The 21,061-nt window shown below is 74.5% G+C and carries 21 protein-coding genes; 12 read left to right on the top strand and 9 right to left on the bottom strand.

Annotation, left to right across the window (positions count from 1 at the left end):
- The first annotated feature begins 70 nt into the window (after positions 1–70).
- Positions 71–292, top strand: coding sequence for a hypothetical protein (locus tag QA634_RS23070; RefSeq protein WP_012334325.1), 222 nt, complete (start codon positions 71–73; stop codon positions 290–292).
- Positions 293–339: 47 nt separating this feature from the next.
- On the opposite strand, the gene QA634_RS23065 is transcribed toward QA634_RS23070, so the two are convergent.
- On the bottom strand, positions 340–576 hold the full coding sequence (locus QA634_RS23065) for a DUF6894 family protein (protein ID WP_012334324.1): 237 nt from the start codon (positions 574–576) through the stop codon (positions 340–342).
- Positions 577–723: 147 nt separating this feature from the next.
- Entirely contained in the window at positions 724–1,020 is a 297-nt protein-coding gene (locus QA634_RS23060) for a hypothetical protein (RefSeq protein WP_012334323.1), read from the bottom strand.
- Positions 1,021–1,135: 115 nt separating this feature from the next.
- Between QA634_RS23060 and QA634_RS23055 the strand changes: the two genes are divergently transcribed.
- The 5 genes from QA634_RS23055 to nadC all read left to right on the top strand — a co-directional run bounded on the left by QA634_RS23055 (position 1,136) and on the right by nadC (position 7,063).
- Positions 1,136–2,353: a GNAT family N-acetyltransferase gene (locus QA634_RS23055; protein WP_012334322.1), complete on the top strand. Its 1,218-nt coding sequence runs from the start codon at positions 1,136–1,138 to the stop codon at positions 2,351–2,353.
- A 277-nt stretch (positions 2,354–2,630) separates the two neighbouring features.
- The gene (locus QA634_RS23050; protein WP_012334321.1) at positions 2,631–3,584 is read left to right on the top strand and encodes an NUDIX hydrolase; all 954 of its coding nucleotides are present in this window, start codon (positions 2,631–2,633) and stop codon (positions 3,582–3,584) included.
- Between the two features lie 118 nt (positions 3,585–3,702).
- Positions 3,703–4,704, top strand: a complete 1,002-nt coding sequence (gene nadA / locus QA634_RS23045; RefSeq protein ID WP_012334320.1) for a quinolinate synthase NadA — start codon at positions 3,703–3,705, stop codon at positions 4,702–4,704.
- Positions 4,701–6,203: an L-aspartate oxidase gene (locus QA634_RS23040; RefSeq protein WP_012334319.1), complete on the top strand. Its 1,503-nt coding sequence runs from the start codon at positions 4,701–4,703 to the stop codon at positions 6,201–6,203. Before nadA ends, QA634_RS23040 begins: the two co-directional genes overlap by 4 nt.
- Positions 6,200–7,063: a carboxylating nicotinate-nucleotide diphosphorylase gene (gene nadC, locus QA634_RS23035; protein ID WP_012334318.1), complete on the top strand. Its 864-nt coding sequence runs from the start codon at positions 6,200–6,202 to the stop codon at positions 7,061–7,063. Before QA634_RS23040 ends, nadC begins: the two co-directional genes overlap by 4 nt.
- Positions 7,064–7,157: 94 nt before the next feature.
- On the opposite strand, the gene QA634_RS23030 is transcribed toward nadC, so the two are convergent.
- On the bottom strand, positions 7,158–7,355 hold the full coding sequence (locus QA634_RS23030) for a DUF1236 domain-containing protein (RefSeq protein ID WP_283026804.1): 198 nt from the start codon (positions 7,353–7,355) through the stop codon (positions 7,158–7,160).
- Here QA634_RS23030 and QA634_RS23025 point away from each other — a divergent pair.
- Positions 7,332–7,925, top strand: a complete 594-nt coding sequence (locus QA634_RS23025; RefSeq protein WP_283026803.1) for a hypothetical protein — start codon at positions 7,332–7,334, stop codon at positions 7,923–7,925. The genes QA634_RS23030 and QA634_RS23025 overlap by 24 nt on opposite strands.
- A gap of 299 nt (positions 7,926–8,224) precedes the next feature.
- Here the strand turns inward: QA634_RS23025 and QA634_RS23020 are convergent, their stop codons facing one another.
- Together QA634_RS23020 and QA634_RS23015 are read right to left on the bottom strand one after the other, a co-directional pair.
- The gene (locus QA634_RS23020) at positions 8,225–9,067 is read right to left on the bottom strand and encodes a DUF3108 domain-containing protein (protein ID WP_012334316.1); all 843 of its coding nucleotides are present in this window, start codon (positions 9,065–9,067) and stop codon (positions 8,225–8,227) included.
- A 117-nt stretch (positions 9,068–9,184) separates the two neighbouring features.
- The gene (locus tag QA634_RS23015; protein WP_265576406.1) at positions 9,185–10,330 is read right to left on the bottom strand and encodes an acyltransferase family protein; all 1,146 of its coding nucleotides are present in this window, start codon (positions 10,328–10,330) and stop codon (positions 9,185–9,187) included.
- A gap of 314 nt (positions 10,331–10,644) precedes the next feature.
- Here QA634_RS23015 and QA634_RS23010 point away from each other — a divergent pair, with 314 nt between their 5' ends.
- Complete coding sequence (locus QA634_RS23010) at positions 10,645–11,472, top strand: dienelactone hydrolase family protein (protein WP_012334314.1); 828 nt, start codon at positions 10,645–10,647, stop codon at positions 11,470–11,472.
- A gap of 189 nt (positions 11,473–11,661) precedes the next feature.
- On the opposite strand, the gene QA634_RS35585 is transcribed toward QA634_RS23010, so the two are convergent.
- The 3 genes from QA634_RS35585 to QA634_RS22990 all read right to left on the bottom strand — a co-directional run bounded on the left by QA634_RS35585 (position 11,662) and on the right by QA634_RS22990 (position 13,611).
- Positions 11,662–11,811, bottom strand: a complete 150-nt coding sequence (locus QA634_RS35585; RefSeq protein ID WP_018259737.1) for a hypothetical protein — start codon at positions 11,809–11,811, stop codon at positions 11,662–11,664.
- A gap of 292 nt (positions 11,812–12,103) precedes the next feature.
- Positions 12,104–12,967 carry a 3-methyl-2-oxobutanoate hydroxymethyltransferase gene (gene panB, locus QA634_RS22995; RefSeq protein ID WP_012334312.1) on the bottom strand — a complete coding sequence of 288 codons (864 nt, stop codon included), beginning with the start codon at positions 12,965–12,967 and terminating at the stop codon, positions 12,104–12,106.
- Positions 12,964–13,611, bottom strand: coding sequence for a TetR/AcrR family transcriptional regulator (locus QA634_RS22990; RefSeq protein ID WP_012334311.1), 648 nt, complete (start codon positions 13,609–13,611; stop codon positions 12,964–12,966). The genes panB and QA634_RS22990 overlap by 4 nt, the downstream gene beginning before the upstream one ends.
- Positions 13,612–13,717: 106 nt before the next feature.
- Here QA634_RS22990 and QA634_RS22985 point away from each other — a divergent pair, with 106 nt between their 5' ends.
- From QA634_RS22985 to QA634_RS22975, 3 genes are all read left to right on the top strand, one after another.
- Positions 13,718–14,419, top strand: coding sequence for a PspA/IM30 family protein (locus QA634_RS22985; RefSeq protein WP_012334310.1), 702 nt, complete (start codon positions 13,718–13,720; stop codon positions 14,417–14,419).
- Between the two features lie 123 nt (positions 14,420–14,542).
- Positions 14,543–14,818, top strand: a complete 276-nt coding sequence (locus QA634_RS22980) for a YiaA/YiaB family inner membrane protein (protein WP_012334309.1) — start codon at positions 14,543–14,545, stop codon at positions 14,816–14,818.
- A 69-nt stretch (positions 14,819–14,887) separates the two neighbouring features.
- Entirely contained in the window at positions 14,888–18,307 is a 3,420-nt protein-coding gene (locus tag QA634_RS22975; RefSeq protein WP_012334308.1) for an acyl-[ACP]--phospholipid O-acyltransferase, read from the top strand.
- A gap of 188 nt (positions 18,308–18,495) precedes the next feature.
- Here QA634_RS22975 and QA634_RS22970 read toward each other — a convergent pair whose 3' ends face one another.
- On the bottom strand, positions 18,496–18,678 hold the full coding sequence (locus QA634_RS22970; RefSeq protein ID WP_150108714.1) for a hypothetical protein: 183 nt from the start codon (positions 18,676–18,678) through the stop codon (positions 18,496–18,498).
- Between QA634_RS22970 and QA634_RS22965 the strand changes: the two genes are divergently transcribed.
- On the top strand, positions 18,665–21,058 hold the full coding sequence (locus QA634_RS22965; RefSeq protein WP_012334307.1) for a bifunctional diguanylate cyclase/phosphodiesterase: 2,394 nt from the start codon (positions 18,665–18,667) through the stop codon (positions 21,056–21,058). The genes QA634_RS22970 and QA634_RS22965 overlap by 14 nt on opposite strands.
- The last annotated feature ends 3 nt before the right edge of the window (positions 21,059–21,061 follow it).

Raw genomic sequence — 21,061 nt, 5'->3', positions numbered from 1 at the left:
TGCAAATGCCCGATGCGCGCGCGCCGCGCCTCTGGCAGGCTGCGATCCGACGCTCCGCGCGGGGTTCAGCATGCACATCCAGGTCGCTCCCGTCCTGTCGGCCTTCGGCTTCGTGCTGGGCTGCGCGATCCTGCGCATGCTGCGCGGCCATGCCCGCGCCGTCACGCCGATCCTGGTCACGGTCGCGCTGGCGCTGCTCGCCGCCGTGATGCTGATGCTGGAATGGCGCGGCCTGCCGGCCGCGGTGGCGCTCACGCAGGACCAGGAGGTCAGCCTCTCGGACGCGCTCTGAGGCCGGGGCGCCCGGCCCCGGCGGCGCGCGAAACGGGGAAAGGCGCCTCAGTGCAAGGTCGGCAGGGCCGAGGTGAACGGGATGCGCAGCAGCTCCTCGTCCTCCTCGTCGCCGACGCAGACGAACCAATCCGAGAAATCCTCGTGCCCGTAGGCCGTCTCCATCATCGAGCGGGCGACCGCCAAGGCACGGTCACGGGCTTCGCTCAGGTCGCTCACGTCAGCCCCGCGGTAGTCGAGGAGCAGCTCGCCGGCGCGACCACAGTGAAAATACAGGTGGGTCATGACTCGATCCGCTTTCGAACGTGGCGCCAGCATCCGGCAAACCGACCCCTCGTTCTGTGAGGATCGTCACATGATGATGGATCAAGTCTGAACGATGGCTGTCCGCGGCGGCGCTCCGCAACTTGGGGCGGGTGCGTGGCGCAAGCGTCACGCTCTCCGGTTGGGGAAACCCCGGCGCCACGCCCGCTCGATCCAGCGGGCCGCGCGCTCCAGCGGCGCCTTCATGACCGGCAGGTCCTCGCTCAGCAGGGCGAGGCCGAGGGGCAGCATCCACAGGCCGAGCACCGGCAGGATCGAGAGCAGCCCGCCCAGCATCAGGAGCAGGGCCGCCGGGATGCGGATCCAGCGCCGGGCCGGGGCCCTGAGCCACGTGATCGTCCGCCGCGCGCGGGCGGGCAGCCGCTCCGTCGCGCGGTCGATGCGGGCATCCCAGGCTTCGGCCATCGGGTTCACGGTGAGGGACCTCCGGTTCGCCGGGAGGGAACGCGCGGGCGGCGCGGCGGCTCCGCGGCGTCGCGGCGCCTTGCCCAGCTCGGCCGCCGGCTCTAGGTCCGGGGCGATGGAGAGCGGCGGCGAAGCAGAATGCGGCCCGGCCTCGCCGGACGCCCTCACGGTGCGCGTCGTGCCGCGGATCGCCGAGATCCCGGCGGCCGAGTGGGACCGCTGCGCCCTCTCGGCGGAATCCCTCGCGGGGACCGGCGAGACCCACAATCCCTTCGTCACCCACGCCTTCCTGTCGGCCCTGGAAGAGGCGGGCTGCGTCTCGGGGCGCAGCGGCTGGCTGCCGCTGCACGTGACGGTTGAGCGCGCCGGACGGCTCGTCGGCGTCGCGCCGTGCTACCTCAAATCCCACTCGCAGGGCGAGTACGTCTTCGATCACGGCTGGGCCGATGCCTACGCGCGGGCCGGCGGCGCGTACTACCCGAAGCTCCAGGTCAGCGTGCCCTTCACGCCGGTGACCGGGCCGCGCCTGCTCGTGGCGCCCGGCGAGCCGCCCGAGGAGGCCGCCTCCGCCCTGATCGCGGGGTTGCGGGCCCTGCGCCAGGAGACCAAGGCCTCCTCGATCCACCTGACCTTCATGCCCGAGGCGCAGTGGCGCCGCGCCGGGGAGCTCGGCCTGCTGCAGCGCATCGACCAGCAGTTTCATTGGGAGAACCAGGGCTATGCCGGCTTCGAGGACTTTCTCGGGGCGCTGGCCTCCCGCAAGCGCAAGGTGCTGCGGCGGGAGCGGCGGGACGCCCTCGCCGGCGGTCTCACGGTCGAGTGGGTGACCGGATCGGACCTGACCGAGGCCCATTGGGACGCGTTCTACCGGTTCTACATGGATACGGGCTCGCGCAAGTGGGGCCGGCCCTACCTGAACCGCCGCTTCTTCTCGCTCCTGGGCGAGCGCATGCCCGAGCGCGTGCTCCTGGTGATGGCGCGGCGGGAGGGCCGCTACGTGGCGGGCGCCATCAACCTGATCGGCGACGCGGCGCTCTACGGCCGGAACTGGGGCTGCATCGAGGACCACCCGTTCCTGCATTTCGAGGTCTGCTACTATCAGGCGATCGAGTTCGCGATCGCGCGCGGCCTGCGCCGCGTCGAGGCCGGCGCGCAGGGCGAGCACAAGCTGGCCCGGGGCTACCGGCCGGTCGTGATGCACTCGGCCCACGACATCGCCGATCCGGGCCTGCGCCGCGCGATCGCGGATTACCTGCGCCGGGAGGCCGGCTACGTCCGGCAGGCGCTTCGCGACTACGAGACCTGCACCCCCTATCGCCGCGACGACGGGTGATACGGGATCGGCTCGATCGAAGCGGCTCCCGGCTCACGCGCCTGCGCGGCGCCTAAGCGCGGCGCCTGAGCGCGGCGCCTGAGCGACGCCGACATCCGCATGGCCGAAATCGGAGATGACGAAGCCATCAACCGGATGCCGGATGACGCGCCGGCCGCGGGCGGGACGCCGGTCCGCAGGGCAAGTCTCTGGAGAAAAAGCGGTTCATTCGCCCGCCCGGGCCGTGGAGGCGCGGCCCGCCGCCGTGGTAAGGGCTCCCCGGCGCGTGGGAGACGGGATGGACGAGGTGGTGCGGGTCGTGCGGGATCCCGAGGCGGCGGCCCTCACGGTCGGGCTCGCCGCCGTGATCCTGGCGGCGAGCCGGGAGGAGCCGCGGGTCCTCACCGTGCCGGTCGCCGGCCAGCCGCCGGGCCGCGGCGAGGGCCTGCCCTCCGGCCCCCTGGAGCCGGCCCACCCGACGCTGGAGCGGGGTCTGCGCGCTTGGGTCGAGCGCAAGACCGGACAGACGCTCGGCTACGTTGAGCAGCTCTACACGTTCGGCGACCGCGACCGCCGGCCCGGCGGGGGCGGCCCGCACGCCCTCTCGGTCGCCTACCTGGCCCTGGTGCGCGAGGCCAAGCCGGCGGCCGATTCCGCGTGGCAGAGCTGGTACCGGTACTTCCCCTACGAGGATTGGCGCGGCGGCCGGCCCGCCCTGCTCGACGCGCTGGGCGCCCGGCTCGCCGCCTGGGCCGAGGCCGCCCCGGAGGCGGGCGCCCGCACCCGCCGCCACGACCGGATCGGTCTCGCCTTCGGCAGCGCCGAGGCCGGCTGGAACGAGGAGCGGGTGCTGGAACGCTACGAATTGCTGTTCGAGGCCGGCCTCGTCCCGGAGGCGGGGGCCGCGGAGACCCTGGCCGGGCAGCCCATGGCCCTGGATCACCGGCGCATGCTGGCCACCGCCCTCGGGCGCCTGCGCGGCAAGATCAAGTACCGGCCGGTCGTGTTCGAACTCATGCCCCCGACCTTCACCCTCGGCCAGCTGCAGCGCGCGGTCGAGGCGCTCGCCGGGGTGCGGCTGCACAAGCAGAATTTCCGCCGCCTGGTGGCCCAGCAGGGGCTCGTCGAGGAGACCGACGCGATCAGCGGCGAGACCGGCGGCCGCCCGGCGCGGCTGATGCGCTTCCGCCGCGAGGTGCTGCTGGAGCGCCCGGCCCCCGGCCTGCGCCTGCCCCCCGGCCGGCGCGGCTGATCCGAGGCGGGGCGCGCCCGCGCCCTTATGCTCATTCGAAGCATATCTGGACAGGCGCCGAAACCGGGTCTAGGCTCGCGGAATAAATGCTCATCTTGAGCAAAACCCGGAGGGAGCCATGGTGGCGACGGTGCGTGCATCAGGGGCGACGCTGCCCCTGCCCGACCTCTACGCGCGGGTGAGCGGCCACGTGCCGGCGATGGAGTGGCCGGCGCTGGCGGAGGAGGTGGCGGCGATCCAGGCGCTCAAGCGCGCCCGCAACGCGGTGGTGCTCGCCCACAATTATCAGGCGCCCGAGATCTTCCACACCGTGGCGGACATCGTCGGCGACAGCCTCGCCCTCGCCCGCGAGGCCGCCCGTACCGACGCGCAGGTGATCGTCCTGGCGGGGGTCCACTTCATGGCCGAGACCGCCAAGCTCCTGAACCCTGACAGGACCGTCCTGATCCCGGACGCGGCCGCGGGCTGCTCGCTCGCGGACTCGATCACGCCCGCGGACGTGCGGGCCCTGCGCCGGCGCTACCCGGGCGTGCCGATCGTGACCTACGTGAACACCTCCGCTTCCGTAAAGGCGGAATCGGACCTCTGCTGCACCTCGGGCAATGCGAGGGCGGTGGTGGAGTCCCTCGGCGCGAGCCGGGTGCTGCTGATCCCGGACGAGTACCTCGCCCGCAACGTGCAGGCCGAGCTGCCCGGCATCGAGATCCTGTCCTGGGCCGGCCATTGCGAGGTGCACGAGCGCTTCGGCCCCGCCGAGATCCGCGAGCTGCGCGAGGCCTATCCGGGCGTGACGGTGCTGGCCCACCCGGAATGCCCGCCCGCGGTGGTGGCGGAGGCGGATTTCGCCGGCTCGACCGCGGCCATGCAGCATTACGTCGAGCAGCGCCGGCCCGCCTCCGTGGCGATGATCACCGAGTGCTCCATGGCCGACAACCTCGCGGCCCGGAACCCGGACATCCGGTTCGTCAAGCCGTGCAACCTCTGCCCGCACATGAAGCGGATCACCCTGCGCAAGATCCGGCGGGCCCTGGAGACCCTGACGCACGAGGTCACGGTGCCGGCGGACCTGATCGCCCCCGCCCGCCGGGCCGTCGAGCGCATGCTGGCGGTGCGGCCGTGAGCCGGGACCGCGTCGCGGTGGTGGGGGCCGGCATCGCCGGCCTCGCCACGGCCCTGCGGCTGGCGCCGCTGCCGGTGACGCTGATCACCGCCGCGCCGCTGGGCGAGGGCACGGCGACCGCCTGGGCGCAGGGCGGCATCGCGGCCGCGCTCGGTGCGGACGACGCGCCCGCGCTCCACGCCGCCGATACGCTGGCGGCCGGGGCGGGCCTGAGCGAGCAGGAGGTGGCGCAGCGCGTCGCCGCGGCGGGGCCGGCCCTGGTCGGCTGGCTCGCCACGCTGGGCGTCGGCTTCGACCGCGGCCGGGGCGGCGCGCTCGCGCTCGGCCTCGAAGCCGCGCACGGGCGGCGGCGGATCGTCAAGGCGGGCGGGGACGCGACCGGGCTCGCCGTGCTGCGCGCCCTGCAGCGGGCGGTCGCGGCCTCCCCGGCGATCGACGTCGTGGTCGCGAGCGCGGCCGCGTTGCGCCGCGACGCAGGGGGCCGCGTGGCGGGCCTGCGCGCGGTCCGGGACGGGCGGGCCGTCGACCTCGGGGCCCGCGCCGTCGTGCTCGCCACCGGCGGGATCGGGGCGCTCTACCGGGACACCACCAACCCGCAAGGGGCTTTCGGCGAGGGGATCGCCCTCGCGGCGCGGGCCGGCGCGATCCTGCGCGACGTGGAATTCGTGCAGTTCCACCCGACGGCGATCGCGGTGTCGGGCGGGGGCCCGCTGCCGCTCGCCACCGAGGCCCTGCGCGGCGAGGGGGCGGTGCTGGTCGACGGGGCGGGCGCGCGGGTCATGGCGGGGATCGCGGGCGGGGACCTCGCGCCCCGCGACGTCGTCGCCCGGGCGATCTTCGCCCGCACCTCGCGGGGAGAGCGCGTCTTCCTGGACGCGCGCGGCACCGAGGTCGCCCGCCGCTTCCCGACCGTGGCGGCGCTCTGCCGCGCCGCCGGGATCGACCCGGCCTCGACGCCGATCCCGGTCCGCCCGGCGGCCCACTACCACATGGGCGGGATCCGGGTGGACGCGCGCGGGCGCGCCTCGCTGCCCGGCCTGTGGGCCTGCGGCGAGGTTGCCTGCACGGGCCTGCACGGGGCGAACCGCCTCGCCAGCAACTCGCTGCTCGAAGCGCTCGCCTTCGCGGATTGGATCGCGGCGGATCTCCGCGGGAGCGAGGCGGCCGGGCGCACCGCGCTTGAGCCCGTTGCGGGAGCGGCGCCCGGCCGGGGGACCTGCGCCGAGATCCGCGACCTGATGGCCGGGGCGGTCGGGGTGGTGCGCGACGCTCCGGGCCTCGGCCGGGCGCTGGCGCGGCTCGCCGCCCTCGACGCCGCCGGGGCGCCCGGGGCGAGCGTGGCGCTCCTCGTCGCCGCGGCCGCCCTGCGGCGGCGCGAGAGCCGCGGCGCCCACTGGCGGGCGGACCACCCGGCGCAGGAGGCACCGCGCCACGCCGACATCACCCTGGGCGAGGCGCGCCGCCTCGCCGAAACCCTCGCCGTCGAGGAGGTCCGATGACCGACGCCCTTTCGCTCCCGCCCCTGCCGCGCCTCCTGGTCGAGCCCGTCGTCCGGGCCGCGCTCTTGGAGGATCTCGGCCGAGCGGGCGACCTCACCACCGACAGCATCGTGCCCGCCCAGGCCCGCTTCTCGGGGGTGATCGCGGCCCGCGAGGCGGGCGTGGTCGCCGGGACCGACGCGGCGGCGCTCGCCTTCGCGCTCCTCGATCCCGAGGTGGCCGTGTCGATCGCGCGGCCGGACGGCAGCCAGGTCGCGCCGGGGGAGACGGTGATGCACCTCTCCGGCCCGGCCCGGGCGATCCTGTCGGCGGAGCGGGTGGCGCTCAACCTGCTCTGCCGGCTGTCGGGGGTCGCCACCGCCACGGCCTCGCTGGTCGAGGCAGCCCGGGCGCACGGCCCCGCCCGCATCGTCTGCACCCGCAAGACGACGCCGGGCCTGCGGGCCCTGGAGAAGCGCGCGGTGCGGGCGGGCGGCGGGTCGAACCACCGTTTCGGCCTCGACGACGCGGTGCTGATCAAGGACAACCACGTGGCGGTGGCGGGCGGCGTCGGGCCGGCGATCCGCCGCGCCCGGGCCGGTACCGGTCACCTCGTCAAGATCGAGGTGGAGGTGGACACCCTGGCCCAGCTCGAGGAGGCGCTGGCGGAGGGGGCCGACGCGGTGCTCCTCGACAACATGGCGCCGGACGCGCTGCGCCGCGCCGTCGCGATGATCGACGGCCGCGCGATCAGCGAGGCCTCCGGGCGGATCACCCGCGAGACGGTGGGCGCGGTGGCGGCCTCGGGCGTCGACCTGATCTCCGCCGGCTGGATCACCCACAGCGCGGCGATCATCGATCTCGGCCTCGACGTGGCGTGACCAGGGACGGATCGCTCCATCGCCGCGGCGTGCAGAAAAAAGCCCTCCCCCGCGGCGCGGGGAAGGGCCATGCCGACCGTGACGCGGGACGGGATCAGGCCGGAATGACGTCGACGATCTCGTAGGTGTCCGGATCGATGATCACGATCTCGTCGTTGACCAGCACGTAGCGGAAGCCCCGATAGGCCGGCACCAGCGAGATGATGGCCGGCGGCAGCGCGTGCAGGGTGACCGAGCGCGGCACCGCCGTGCCCACCGACAGCGAGAAGTGGACATCCCGCAGCGGCCGCACGCCGGAATTCACGATGGTCTGGCGGAACTCGGTGCGCTGATGGGTGTCGAGCCGGGACGCCGCCCCGCGCGCCTCGCCGATGGCCCCGGTGCGCTCGCCGCGCCCCGCACCGTGCTCGGTGCCGCGCTCGCCGCGCTCCGCCGCGCGCTCACCCTTCTCGCCCCGCTCACCCTTGTCGCCGCCGCGCTCGGCCCCGCGGGTCGTGTCGCGCTCGCCGCGCTCGCCGGCCCGCTCGCCGGCGCGCTGCGTGCCCGCCTCCCCGGCGCCGCCGGTTCGGCCCGATCCCTCCGCCGCGCGGCCGCCCGGCTGACCCGCCGTGCCGCGCTCGCCCCCGGCCGCGGCACCGCCGCGCTCGCCGCCGGCCCCCTGGGCCGCGGCACCGCCGCCGGCTCCGCCGGGTCCCCGGCCGCACCGCGCGCGCCGCCCGCACCGGCCCCGCCGCCCGGGCCGCCCGCCCCGCCGACACCGCCGCCCGCGCCTCCGCCGCTCGCGCCGCCGCCCGCCCCGACGCCGGCCCCGCCACCCGCGCCGCCGGCCCCGCCTCCGCCGCCAGCGCCGCCCTGCGCGTAGGCGGTTGCGGCACCGAGGACCAGGATGCTGGCGGTCAGCGTTCCACGAACGAGCTTGTTCATCGCGTGTCCTCCTGTGCGGGGCCCTGCCCGGGGGCGGGCCGCTCGCAAGTCAGCCCGCAACCGCAGGAGGATCGAAAAGGTTCCCGGCCGCGCGGTCGCCGCCGCGGCGCGCGGGCCGCGGAAGCCCGACAGGGTGGCGCCGGCCGAGCCCGGGACATCTCGAACGTGCGATACACGCCAACGACGTCACGAAGGTTCGGGAACCGAACCAGCTGTCATGGGAGATGGCCGCCGGGATCAGCGGCCACCCGGCTCGTCGAGGCGCCACGCGGTGACCTCCGCCATCGCCGTGCCGAAGGTCGTGCCCACCGCGATGCGCACGGGGGCGAGGACGCGGCTGGACCCGACCGGGGCGAGCCAGACGCGCAGGTCGCGATTCTCCTGCATGGCGCGCACGACCCAGCGCTTCGGCCGATGGCCCGAGAGCGGCACGTAGCGGGCCCGGCAGAGCACGGCAGGGCCCGCGTAGCCGGGGCCGTCGAAGGTCATCGCCTGCCCCTCGCCGAGGGGCACGTCGAAGCGCGCCGTGCCGTCATGGACCGGCAATGTCCGGTCGCAATCGCGCGCGGTCGGGGCGCCGGGCGGGCTCAGCTGCGGACCGATCAGGGCCGAGAGCGGGTCGACGACGTCGCGGTCGTCGCCGGGCCGCGCCGGCACACGGTCGGGTTTCGCCCGCGCATCCGGCGTCATGTGCACGGCGACGAGCCGGCCAGCATCCAGGCTCATGCGCTCGCTGATCGGCGTGCCGCCGTAATCGGCATCGAGCGCGAAGGATTGGGGCCGCACCGCCGCCTCGGCGAGGCCGCCCTGGGCGGTGGCGGTGCCCTTGCCGCCCCAGAGCACGCTGGCGAGGCCGCTCAGGGTCGCGTCGAGGCGCAGGGCGTAGCGCCGCCGGGCCCCGATCTCGGTGCGCAGGGTCGCCGTCCCGACCGGCAGGCCCGCCAGCGTCACCCGGTAGGTGGCTTCCAGGGTCGCGGCGCGCGGGGCGCCGGGGAGCGCCGGGGCGGCCAGGACGACGAGGCCGGCGAGGACGACGAGGCCGGCGAGGACGACGGGGCGGGCGGGACGCAGCGGTCGCATCACGGGCGGGCACTCCTCGCCGCGGGCTGGCCGGACCGGCCGCGCCGGTCCCCCGCGGCGCTGGTTAGCGCGGCCGCGCTGGACGCCCGATGAACGACGGCACCGGCAAGCCGGCGCCTACGCGGCGGGGCCTGGCCTGCCAGGCCGCAACCGGCGGGGACTCGGCAGGCGCCACGCGGCGTCGCGCAGCTGCAGGAAGGGCCGCTCGACGAGCCGATGCGAGAGGGCGCCGAGCGCGAGGCTCAACCCCAGGGCGGTCGCGACCGTGAGCCCGGCGGGAACCCGCCCGCCCAGCTGCGCCTCGTGCACGCCCAGCGCGTAGATGACGACGAGATGGTACAGGTAAGTGCCGTAGGAGATCCGGCCGAGGGAGCGCAGCGGCGCCGCGGCGAGCAGGCCGGACAGCCAGGAGGCCGGGCGGCCGACCGCGAGGTGCGCGACGATCCCGTAGCTGAGCAGCGCGCAGCCGACCAGGGTCGGGCACCAGTACCAGCCGCCGGCCGGGACGTAGCCGAGCCTGCGCCCGAGGAGGCCGAGCCCCATCGTGGCGATCCCGGCCGCGACCGTCGCGAGGCAGGACAGGCCCGAGGCGGATCGTCCCTCCGCCTCCCGGAACGCGATCCAGGCGCCGAGGGACAGCGAGAGCATCCGCGTCGGCAGCGACTTGTAGATGAGTTCCGCCGAGAGCTCGGCGGGCAGGCTCTCGGCCAGCGCGACCGCGGCCAGCACCGCGATCCCCGGGAGGACGGCCCGCGTCAGCCAGCGGACCCAGGCGAGCGGCACCAGGGCGAGGAGGAGCGGCCAGACCAGGTAGAATTGCTCCTCGACCGCCAGGGACCACGCGTGCTCCATCGTGAACGACGCGGGATGCAGGGGTTGATAATAGTTCAGCGTGTAGGTCAGCGCGCTCACCGTGTAGGGCGAGACGTGCCGGACGAGGAGCGTCGCGACGAGCAGGCAGACGTAGTAGGCCGGGACGATGCGCAGCGCCCGGTTGAGGTAGAACCGGCCGAGATCGACCCGTCCGGTGAGCAGGATCTGGCGGAGCAGGATGCGCGTGATGAGGAAGCCGCTCAGCACGAAGAAGACGTCGACCGCGACGGTGCCGACCCAGGCCTCGTTGGCGAGGTGCCAGGGCACGGCCAGGGCCGGCGGGACGTCCGGGCAAGGCAGGTGCGAGGCCAGGACCGCCGCCATCGCCAGGGCGCGCAGGCCGTCGATCGGGGCCAGGTAGGGGAGCGGCCCGGGAGGGGTCGACGGCACGGGCGCCTCCATTCCGCGTCCATTCGCGGCCGAACGTGTACCGGGTTGCGGCAGGCGCGCGCCTTCCGAAGAATACGCAGGAGCCGATCCGTCGAGGGGTTGCCCGCGCCGCGGCCGCGCCTTCCGGGCGCCGTCGCGCCCACCGCGATCGGGGCGGCGGGCGCGGGGCATGCCGCGGCGATCTCCGGTGAACGGCGGGCGGCGGGCGCTTGCCAGGGGCGCGGGGAACCGGGACCATTCTGGCGCCGCGCTGCGCCGCCCGTCCTGGGGCGGAGTTCGGCGGCGACGCCCCGTTCGGCCCAGGGAGTTTCGCGGTGACCCGGCTCCTCCTCGCCCTCCTCGGCGCGCTGACGCTCGGCGCGAGCGCCGCGGCGCAGCCCGAGCAGGTGACCTTCCCGTCGGCCGACGGCCAGCCGATCCAGGCCCTGCTCTTCCGCCCTGCGGCGGCGGGGCGCCACCCGGCCGTGGTCGCCCTGCACGGCTGCGGCGGGCTCTTCGACCGGGACGGGCGGCTGAACGCCCGCCACGCGGATTGGGGCGAGCGCCTCGCCGCCGCGGGGTTCCTGGTCCTGATGCCGGACAGTTTCGGGTCCCGAGGCGTGGGCTCGCAATGCGGCATGACCGGCCGGGTCGTGCGGCCCGGCCGCGAGCGCCTGGGCGACGCCTTCGCGGCCAAGGCCTACCTGCAGGGGCGTCCCGACGTGGAGTCCCGCGCCGTCAGCCTGCTCGGCTGGTCGAACGGCGGCACGACCCTGCTCCACGTCACCCGCGCGGGCGCGCGCGACCCCTTCGAGGGTCCCGGCTTCGCGAAGGCGGTCGCCTTCTATCCGGGCTGCCGCATCCCGGCCGAGCGGGGCTGGCACGCGGCGATCCCGGTCCTGATCCTGGTCGGCGGGGCCGACGACTGGACCGGGGCCGAGCCCTGCCGCGGCCTCGCCGAGGCCGCCCGGGCGGAGGGATCCCCGGTCGAGCTCGTCGTCTATCCGGGCGCCTACCACGACTTCGACGCCCCGAACCTGCCCGTCCGGGAGCGGCGGGGCCTCGCCTACACGGTGAACCAGGACGGCGTCGCGCATGTGGGCACCGACCCCGCCGCCCGGGAGGACGCCCTGCGGCGGGTGCCCGCTTTCCTCGGCCGCTGAGGGCTCGGGCGGCGAGCGGCGCCTCTTCCAGCGCGTCGGCCGGGCCGACGAACGCGACGCGGATCCGCTCCTCGGGCACGCCGCGGCGCGACAAGCCGTTCACCAGCGCGGCCGGGAAGGGCCTGGGGCCGCACAGGCAGTCGGTGGCGCGGTCCGAGGGCGTCCGGGCGGCGAGCCATTCGGCGGTGATCAGGCCCGCCCCGTCGAATCCTCTCCGGCCCGGTCCTGGGCGTCCGGCGCCTCGTGGACGGTGTGCAGGCGGACATTGTCCCGCCCCGCCGCGAGGCTGCGGACATGATCCCGCATGGCGTGGACGCGGCCGTTCCGGGCGCCGTTCACGGACAGGTCGGGCGGCTCGGGCTGGTCCGCACGCTGCAGGGCCGCGGCGGCATCCGCAGTGCTTCGCCGGCGGCGCCTGCGCGGTCACGCCCTCCTGCCGCCTGAAGCGCGCGCTCGGGGAGGCGCTCGCCGCCTTCCTGGCGGTGCTCGACGGCGCCACCCTGGCGGACCTGCTCGGCGCGGAGGCCCGGCCCGACCTGGCGCGGCTGCTCGGCATTCCCGGCACCGAGGCGACCGACGCCCGGGCGGAGGTGGGGGCTGATCGCCCGGGCTTCCCGGCGCGCCGGCCGCATCAGTCCAGAGCCGCCCGCACCGCCTCCGGCAGGGCGTAGGATTCCTCCGGCCCAGGGAAGCGGCCGGCGCGCACGTCCTCCGCGTAGGCCGCCAGACCGGCCTGGAGCAGGCCGTAGCCGTCGACGTAGGTGCGCACGAACTTCGCCTTGCGGCCGGGCAGCAGCCCGAGGAGATCGTGCAGGACGAGGACCTGCCCGGCGCAGTGCGGCCCCGCGCCGATGCCGATGGTCGGGATCGCCAGCGCCTCGGTGATCCGCGCCGCCAGTTCCGCCGGGATCCCCTCCAGCACGAGCGAGAAGCAGCCCGCATCCTCGAGGCGCTTGGCGTCCTCGACGATGCGGCGCGCCTGCGCGACCGCGCGCCCCTGCACCTTGAAGCCGCCCATGGCGTTCACGCTCTGGGGCGTGAGCCCGAGATGCCCCATCACGGGGATCTCGCAGGCCACGAGCGCCTCCACCACCGGCACCCGCGCGGCGCCGCCCTCGAGCTTCACCGCCGCCGCCCCGCGCTGCAGGAAGCCGCCGGCGTTGCGGATCGTGTCGGGGAGGTCGAGGTGGAAGGTCAGGAACGGCATGTCGGCCACGAGGAGCGCGCGCGGCCGGGCACGGGCCACCGCCTCGACGTGGTGGTTCATCATCGCGAGGCTGACCGGCAGCGTGTTGTCGAAGCCGAGGCAGACGTTACCGACGCTGTCCCCGACCAGGATCACGTCCACCACCGGGTCGACGAGCCGGGCCATCGCGGCGTCGTAGGCCGTCACCATCACGATCCGGCGCCCCTCGGCGCGCCAAGCCTGCAGCATCGGGATCGTCACCGGCGGGGATGCGGGCGGGGTCGCGGGCGGATCGGGATGATGGCTCACGGTGTCACCTCCTCGGGCGGCCGCGCCGGGCCGGTCAGGCCGAGCCCGATCGCGGCGACGACGGTCTCGATCTGGCGGCGCAGGACCGGCTCGCTCAGCGTCATCAACTTCTCATCGAGGCCGAGGCTTACCATGCCGTGCGTGGCGGAGAAGAGCGTGCGGGCCAGAAGGGCCCGGGCAGCCTCGTCGAGGTCGGGCCGCAGCACCGCCAGCGGCGCCTCGATGTGCTGGAACAGGCGCACCTGCTCGCGCAGGAACCATGCCGGCGGCGCCACCGCCATCCGGTGCTGGAACAGGGCGCGCCAGCGGGCCGGGTGCTGGATGGCGAAGCGCAGGTAGCTCACCGCCAGCCGCACCAGGTCCTCGGTCGCCGCCCCTCGGTCCGCGTGCGCCGCGCCGCCCTCCCCGGTCGCGGTCCGCACCGCCGTGATCGTGCTCTCGAAGAGTTGCAGCGTGCGCAGGTTCACGCTGAGGATCAGCGCGTCGAGGTCGGGAAAGACCGTGTAGATCGCACCCACCGCGCAGCCCACCGCCTTGGCGAGGTCGCGCGCCTTGAGGGCGCCGAGCCCCCCCTCGACGATGGCCGCCTCCGCCGCATCGACCAGCGCCCGGCGCAGCTGCTCGCGGCGCTCCTCCGTCGTCATTCCACCTCGCTCCCTCCGCGGCGCGTGAACGTCGTTCAAAATTCTGCTTGAACCATGTTCAGGGACGTGTATCGTGGCCTCGTGAACAACGTTCATGAGGTCCTTCATGCTCCGGATCTTCGCCACCCTCGCCCGCGGGGCCGCCGCCCGCGCCTGCGAGGACGTCCTGGACCAGCACGCGCTTCCCCTCCTCGAGCAGCAGATCCGGGAGGCCGCGGCCGCCCTCGACGGCAGCCGCCGGGCCCTGGCGCAGGCGATGGCTCAGCAGGGCGCCGACGCCAAGCGCGAGGCCGGCCTGCGGGACCGGCTCGCCGACCTGGAGACCCGCGCGGTCGCGGCGCTGGCGGGCGGGCGGGAGGACCTCGCCGGCGAGGCCGCCGAGGCGATCGCGGCGCTGGAGGCCGACCTCGCGTCGTTGGCCGAGGCGCGTGCGGCCTTCGACAGGGAGGTCGAGGCCCTGCGCCGCACCGTCCAGGAGGGCGGGCGCCAACTCGCCGAGTTGGAGCGCGGCCGGCGGCTCGCCGAGGCCGGCGAGGCGGTGCGCCGCCTGCGCGTCCGCCGCGGCGAGGGCGCGCCCGGCGCGGGCCCGGCGCTGGCGGAGGCGCAGGCCACGCTGCGCCGGCTGCGCGAGAAGCAGGCGCAGGAGGCCGCCGTGGCGGAAGCGATGACCATCCTCGACGCCGCGCAGCCCGCGGGCATCGCCGAGCGGCTGGAGGAGGCGGGCTTCGGTCCCCGCACCCGTCCCAATGCCGCGGGCGTCATGGAGCGCCTGCGGGCCAAAGCGGCCGGTGCTCCGGCCGCGTCCTGACCCGGCAAAGCGGCCGGTGCTCCGGCCGCGTCCTGACTGAGCAAGCCGGCCGGTGCTCCGGCCGCACCGTCCGGTCACTTTTGGTCTCGCCACATCATTGCCCACAGAAGGACGTCTCATCCCATGACCACGCAACCCGCCACCCAGCACACCTCGGCCTGGGTCGCCTTCACGTACGCCTCCTTCCTCGGGGCCGCCACCATGGTCGGGGGCGGCATCCTGTTCCTGCCCCTCGATCTCTGGATCAAGGGCTATCTCGCCATGGGGGTCGTCATGCTGGTGCAATCCTGCGTGACCCTCGTGAAAACGGTCCGCGACGTTCACGAGAGCAAGCGCATGGTCAACCGGATCGAGGACGCCCGGGCCGAGCGCCTGCTGATGGAGATCGGCAAGGAGTAACCTGATAGAATGCGGGCCGCCCCCTGGCGCCGGTCCTTCGGCAGACCCCCCATCGACCAAGGTTCAACCATGTCCGGATCGCTGATGACGACGCGGCGCTTCGCGCCGCTGTTCTGGTGCCAGTTCTTCTCGGCCTTCAACGACAATTTCCTCAAGAACGCGCTGGTGTTCCTGATCCTGTTCGGGGTCGGCGGCGGGGGCGGCGGGGCGGATGGGGGCTCGGCCGCGCTGGTGACGCTCGCGGGCGCGGCGTTCATCGCGCCCTTCTTCTTCCTGTCGGGGCTCGGGGGCGAGCTCGCCGACCGGCACGACAAGGCGTGGCTGACGCGCCGGCTCAAGGCGGCCGAGATCGGCGCCGCCGCGGTGGCGGTGCTCGGCTTCGTCCTCGCCTCGGTCCCGATCCTGTTCGTGGCCCTGGTGATGTTCGGCGCCATCGCGGCGCTGTTCGGGCCGATCAAGTACGGCATCCTGCCCGATCACCTGCTGCGGGCCGAGCTGCCGGCCGGCAACGCGCTGATCGAGGCGGCGACCTTCCTGGCCATCCTGACCGGCACGATCGCGGGCGGCCTGGCGGTCACGCATGGGGGGCCCTCGGTCTTCGGCGGGCTGGTGATGGGCTTCGCGGTCCTGTGCTGGGCGGCGAGCCTGCTGATCCCGCCGACCGGCGAGGCCGCGCCCGGTCTCGTCATCGACCGCAACGTGCTGCGCTCGACGGTCGGCCTGGTGCGCGACCTCTACGCGGACACCCGGCTGTGGCGCACCGGGCTGATCACCAGCTGGTTCTGGCTCGTCGGCGCCGTGGTCCTGGCCCTGCTGCCGGCCGTGGTGAAGGGCAGCTTCGGGGGGGACGAATCGGTCGTCACCGCCATGTTGGCCCTGTTCTCGATCGGCGTGGCGGCGGGATCGGGCCTCGCCTCGTGGCTCTGCGCCGGGCGGATCGTGGTGCTGCCGACCCCGATCGCGGCCCTGATCATGGGCTTCGTCTCCCTCGACCTCGCCTATCTGGCGGGCCACGCCTCCGTCCCGGCAGCGCCGCTCGGGGCCGTCGCCTTCCTGTCCCGCTTCGAGGGCGTGCGGGTCGCGGTGGATTTCGCGCTGCTCGCGGCGGCCGCCGGCCTGTTCATCGTGCCTTCCTTCGCGGCGCTCCAGGCCTGGACGCCCAAGGAGGTGCGCGCCCGGGTCATCGCCGCCTCGAACGTGCTCTCGGCGGCGCTGATCGTGCTCGGCGCGGCCGGCATCGCGGCGCTGCAGAAGGTGGGCGTCTCGGGCGCCGGGCTGTTCGTCATCGTCGCGCTGGCCAACCTCGCGGCCGGGATCGCCATCCTGGCGGTGCTGCCGACGAGCGCCTTCCGGGACTTCCTGTCGATCCTGTTCCGCGCCTTCTACCGGATGGAGGTGCGGGGCCTGGAGAACCTGGACACGGCCGGGCCGAACCCGATCATCGCCCTCAACCACGTGAGCTTCCTCGACGGCGGCCTCGCGCTGACGCTCACCGAGCGCGAGCCGACCTTCGCCATCGACCACGGCATCGCGCAGCGCTGGTGGGTAAAGCCCTTCCTGTGGCTGACCCGGGCGATCCCGCTCGACCCTACCAAGCCGATGGCGACGCGCCACCTCATCAACACGGTCAGGGGCGGCGAGACGCTGATCATCTTCCCCGAGGGGCGCCTCACCGTCACCGGCTGCCTGATGAAGGTCTATGACGGGGCCGGCATGATCGCCGACAAGGCGGGGGCCGTGGTCGTGCCCGTCAGGATCGAGGGGCCGGAGCGCACGCTGTTATCGCGCCTGTCGCGGGCCCAGGTGCGCCGGACATGGTGGCCGAAGATCACCGTGACGGTGCTGGAGCCGGTGCGGCTCTCGGTCGATCCCGCCCTGAAGGGCAAGCAGCGCCGCCAGGCGGCGGGCGCCGCCCTCTACGGGGTGATGTCGGACCTGATCTTCCGCACCGCTCCGATCGACCGCACGGTGTTCGGTGCCGTGGTCGAGGCGGCCCGGCGCGAGGGCCCGCGGCGCGTCGCCGCGGAGGATCCGGTCTCGGGCCCCCTCTCCTACCGTCGGCTCCTCGTCGGGGCGCGCGTGCTCGGCCGCGCCCTCGCTCCCCTCGCGCCGGAGGGCCGCGCCCTCGGCGTGATGCTGCCCAACGCCAACGGCGCCGCCGTGACGGTGCTCGGCGTGATGTCGGCGGGCCGGGTCCCGGCGATGATCAACTTCACGGCGGGCACCGCCAACATCCTCAGCGCCTGCCGGGCCGCCGAGGTCGACACGATCGTCACCTCGCGGGCCTTCGTGGAGAAGGGCCGGCTCGACGCCGTGGTGGCCGGGCTCGGCCAGAGCCTGCGCGTCGTCTACCTGGAGGATGTCCGGGCGCGGCTCGGCCTGCTCGCCAAGCTCGACGGGCTCCTGCACTGGCGCCGGGCGATCGCCCAGCGCCGCCCCGAGGATCCGGCCGCGATCCTGTTCACCTCGGGCAGCGAGGGCCTGCCCAAGGGCGTGGTCCTGTCGCACCGCAACATGCTGGCCAATGCCGCCCAGGCCCAGGCCCGCATCGATTTCGGCCGCACCGACAAGGTCTTCAACGTCCTGCCGGTGTTCCACTCCTTCGGCCTGACGGTGGGCCTCGTCCTGCCCCTGGTCTCCGGGGTACCGGTCTTCCTGTATCCGTCGCCGCTGCACTACCGGATCGTGCCGGAACTGGTCTACGGCTCGAACGCCACGATCCTGTTCGGCACGGACACGTTCCTGGCCGGCTACGCCCGGGCGGCGCATCCCTACGATTTCCGCTCGCTGCGCTACATTCTGGCGGGCGCCGAGCCCGTGAAGGCGCAGACCCGCGGGACCTACGCGGAGAAGTTCGGGCTGCGCATCCTGGAGGGCTACGGCGTCACCGAGACGGCGCCGGTGCTCGCCCTCAACACCCCGATGTTCAACCGCTTCGGCACGGTCGGGCGGATCATGCCCGGCATGGAGGCCCGGCTCGAGCCGCTGCCGGGGGTTCCGGAGGGGGGCCGGCTGTTCGTGCGCGGGCCGAACGTGATGCTGGGCTATCTGCGGGCCGAGAAGCCCGGCGTGCTGGAGCCGCCCCCGAGCGGGTGGCACGACACCGGCGACATCGTGACGATCGACGAGGCCGGCTTCGTCATCATCCAGGGCCGGGCCAAGCGCTTCGCCAAGATCGGCGGCGAGATGATCTCGCTCGCGGCGGTCGAGACGCTGGCCGCCGAACTCTGGCCGGAGGCCGCCTCCGCGGCGGCGACGGTGCCGGACCCGCGCAAGGGCGAGCGGCTCGTCCTGGTCACGGAGAAGCGCGACGCGAGCCGCTCGGCCTTCCTGGCCCATGCGCGGGCGCGGGGGGCGAGCGAGCTGATGGTGCCGGCCGAGATCGTGACGGTGGAGCACCTGCCGCAGCTGGGCTCGGGCAAGACCGACTTCACGGCCGTGACGCAGATGGTGCGCGCCCGCGCCGCGCTGCCGGCGGCCGCCGAGTAGGGCCGCGATCCCGGCCGGGAGGCCGACCATTCCTCGCATTCCGGCACGCGCGTTCCGCCGGAATGCGAGGATTGGGTCGGCGCGGGCCGCGCCGCCGCGGCCGGCCCCGTCGGGGAACGCGTCGGCCGCGACCGGTTCCGCGCAGGTCGCGGCGATCGCGGATCGCGCGCACCGATCTCCCGCCGGCTTCACGGCGCGTTCACCACGATCACCGGCATCTCTACCTGGACTTGCAAAATCCAGTCCGACACGGGCGGCGTGAACGGGCGGGTAAGCGCAGCCGCACCATCGATGAGGCCACGATTGAATCGGGCCCGGGGCGCTGCCGGCGCCGCGCCCGGGCCGGAACGGGATCCGATGATGGACATCATCGCCTGTCTCACGCAGCAGCACGACCCGCGCCTGATCGTCGTGGCGGCGCTGATCTGCGCGGTCGGCTGCTACGCGACCTTCGCGCTCGGGCGGCAGACCTTCCGGGCGTCGGGCCGCGAGCGGATCGGCTGGGCGGCGGCGGCGGTCCTCACCACCAGTTCGGCGATCTGGGCCACCCACTTCATCGCCATGCTGGCCTTCGCGCCCGGGATGGCCTTCGGCTTCGCCCTGGCGCCCACCGTCGCCTCCTTCGCGGTCGCGGTGATGCTGGTGAGCCTCGCGGCCCTGGCGATCGTCGGCAGCCGGACGCGGCACGGGGCGGTCGCGGGCGGCGCGCTCATCGGGCTCGCGATCGCCGGCATGCACTATACCGGCATGGCGGCCTACCGGGTCCAGGGCACGATCGCCTGGGACGGGCAGCGGGTGGCCGTGTCGGTCCTCGCCGGAATCGCCCTGTCGGTCCTGGCGCTGCGGCTCTCCCTGGCGCCGCAGCGCCTCGCGCGCGCCCTCGCGCCGCTCGCTCTGCTGCTCGCGGTCTGCGGCGCGCATTTCATCGGCATGGGCGCCCTGTCCCTGCGCTACGACCCGCGCATCGCGCTGCCGGACGGCTCCCTCGACGCCGCCGTGGTGACGATCCTCACGGCCAACGCGGCCTTCCTGATCCTCGGGGCGGCGCTGGCGGCACTGCGCCTGAGCATCCTCAACCACCGGCGCCGGGTGGCGGAGCGCCAGCGCCTGCGCGACCTCGCCGACATCGCCGTCGAGGGATTGCTGATCTGCGACGACGACGCGATCGTCGGCGTGAACCGGAGCATCGAGCGCATCCTCGGCCGGGGCCGCGAGGAGGTGATCGGCCGCGCCCTGCCGGACCTGCTGCCGGGCCTGTCGGCCGCGGCGATCCCGCTCACCCACGAGCGCGATGCGACCTTGCGCGACGCGAGCGGGGCGGAGATCCCGGTGCGGGTCATCGCCCAGACCATCGCGATCGAGACCAGACCCCACCTGGTGGTCGCGGTGCGCGACCAGCGCGACCGCCTGCGGGCCGAGGCGGCGATTACCCACTTGGCGCATCACGACGCGCTCACGGGCCTCGCCAACCGCCTGCGCTTCAACGGCGTCCTGGCCGAGCTCCTGGCCGAGCGCTTCGCCGCGCGGCGGCACGACCCGGCGCCCTTCGCGCTGCTGATCCTGGACCTCGACCGCTTCAAGGCCGTCAACGACACGCTCGGGCACGGGATGGGGGACGACCTGCTGCGCCGGGTGGCGCAGCGCCTGCTGCGGGTGGTGGGCGCGGCCGACGTGGTGGCGCGGCTCGGCGGCGACGAATTCGCCATCCTGCTCGCCGGGGCGGGGGATGCGGCGGGCGCCGGCGACCTCGCGGCGATCCAGGCGGCGGCCGAGCGGGCGATCGAGATCCTGAGCCGCCCCTTCGTGATCGACGGACACATCCTCGACATCGGCGCGAGCATCGGCATCGCCCTCGCCCCCCAGGACGGCGACACGCCGGAGCAGCTCCTGCGCAGCGCCGACCTCGCCCTCTACGGAGCCAAGGAGGAGGGCCGCGGGCGCTTCCGGATGTTCGAGGGCACCATGAATGCCCGCATGCAGGCCCGCCGCTCCCTCGAACTCGACCTGCGGCGCGCCCTCGCGCGGCAGGAATTCGAACTCTACTTCCAGCCGCAGGTCGATGCCCGGACCGGCCGCTTCGACGGGGCCGAGGCGCTGATCCGCTGGCACCATCCGGAGCGCGGCCTCGTCTCGCCCGGGGAGTTCATCCCGCTCGCGGAGGAGACCGGACTGATCGGCCCGCTCGGCGAGTGGGTGCTGCGCACGGCCTGCGCCGAGGCCCGCCGCTGGGCGACGCCCCTGCCGGTCGCGGTCAACCTCTCGCCGGTGCAGTTCCGCGACCCCCGGCTCGCCGCCACGGTCCGCGGCATCCTGGCCGAGACCGGCCTCCCGGGCTCCCGCCTGGAGATCGAGATCACCGAGGGGACGCTGATGCAGGACGAGCACCGCACCCTGGCGGTGCTGACGGAACTCCGGGGCCTCGGCATCCGGATCTCGATGGACGATTTCGGCACCGGCTATTCGAGCCTGAGCTACCTGCGCCGCTTTCCGTTCGACAAGATCAAGATCGACCAGTCCTTCGTGCGCCAGACGCCGCAGGACCGGGACAGCGTCGCGATCGTGCGCGCCATCGCGATGCTCGGGCGCAGCCTCGGCATCAAGACCACGGCCGAGGGAGTCGAGACCGATCAGCAATCGGTCTTCATCGCGGGCGAGGGCTGCGACCAGCTGCAGGGCTACCTCTACAGCCGGCCGGTCCCGGCCGAGTCCATCGCCGAACTCTTTCGCGCGCCGCGCGCGCCGCGCGCCTGAGAA

This window comes from Methylobacterium sp. CB376 (assembly GCF_029714205.1).
Lineage (GTDB): Bacteria > Pseudomonadota > Alphaproteobacteria > Rhizobiales > Beijerinckiaceae > Methylobacterium.
The sequence above is the reverse complement of the archived record's forward strand: the minus strand, read 5'-3'. Positions and strand labels throughout refer to the sequence as shown.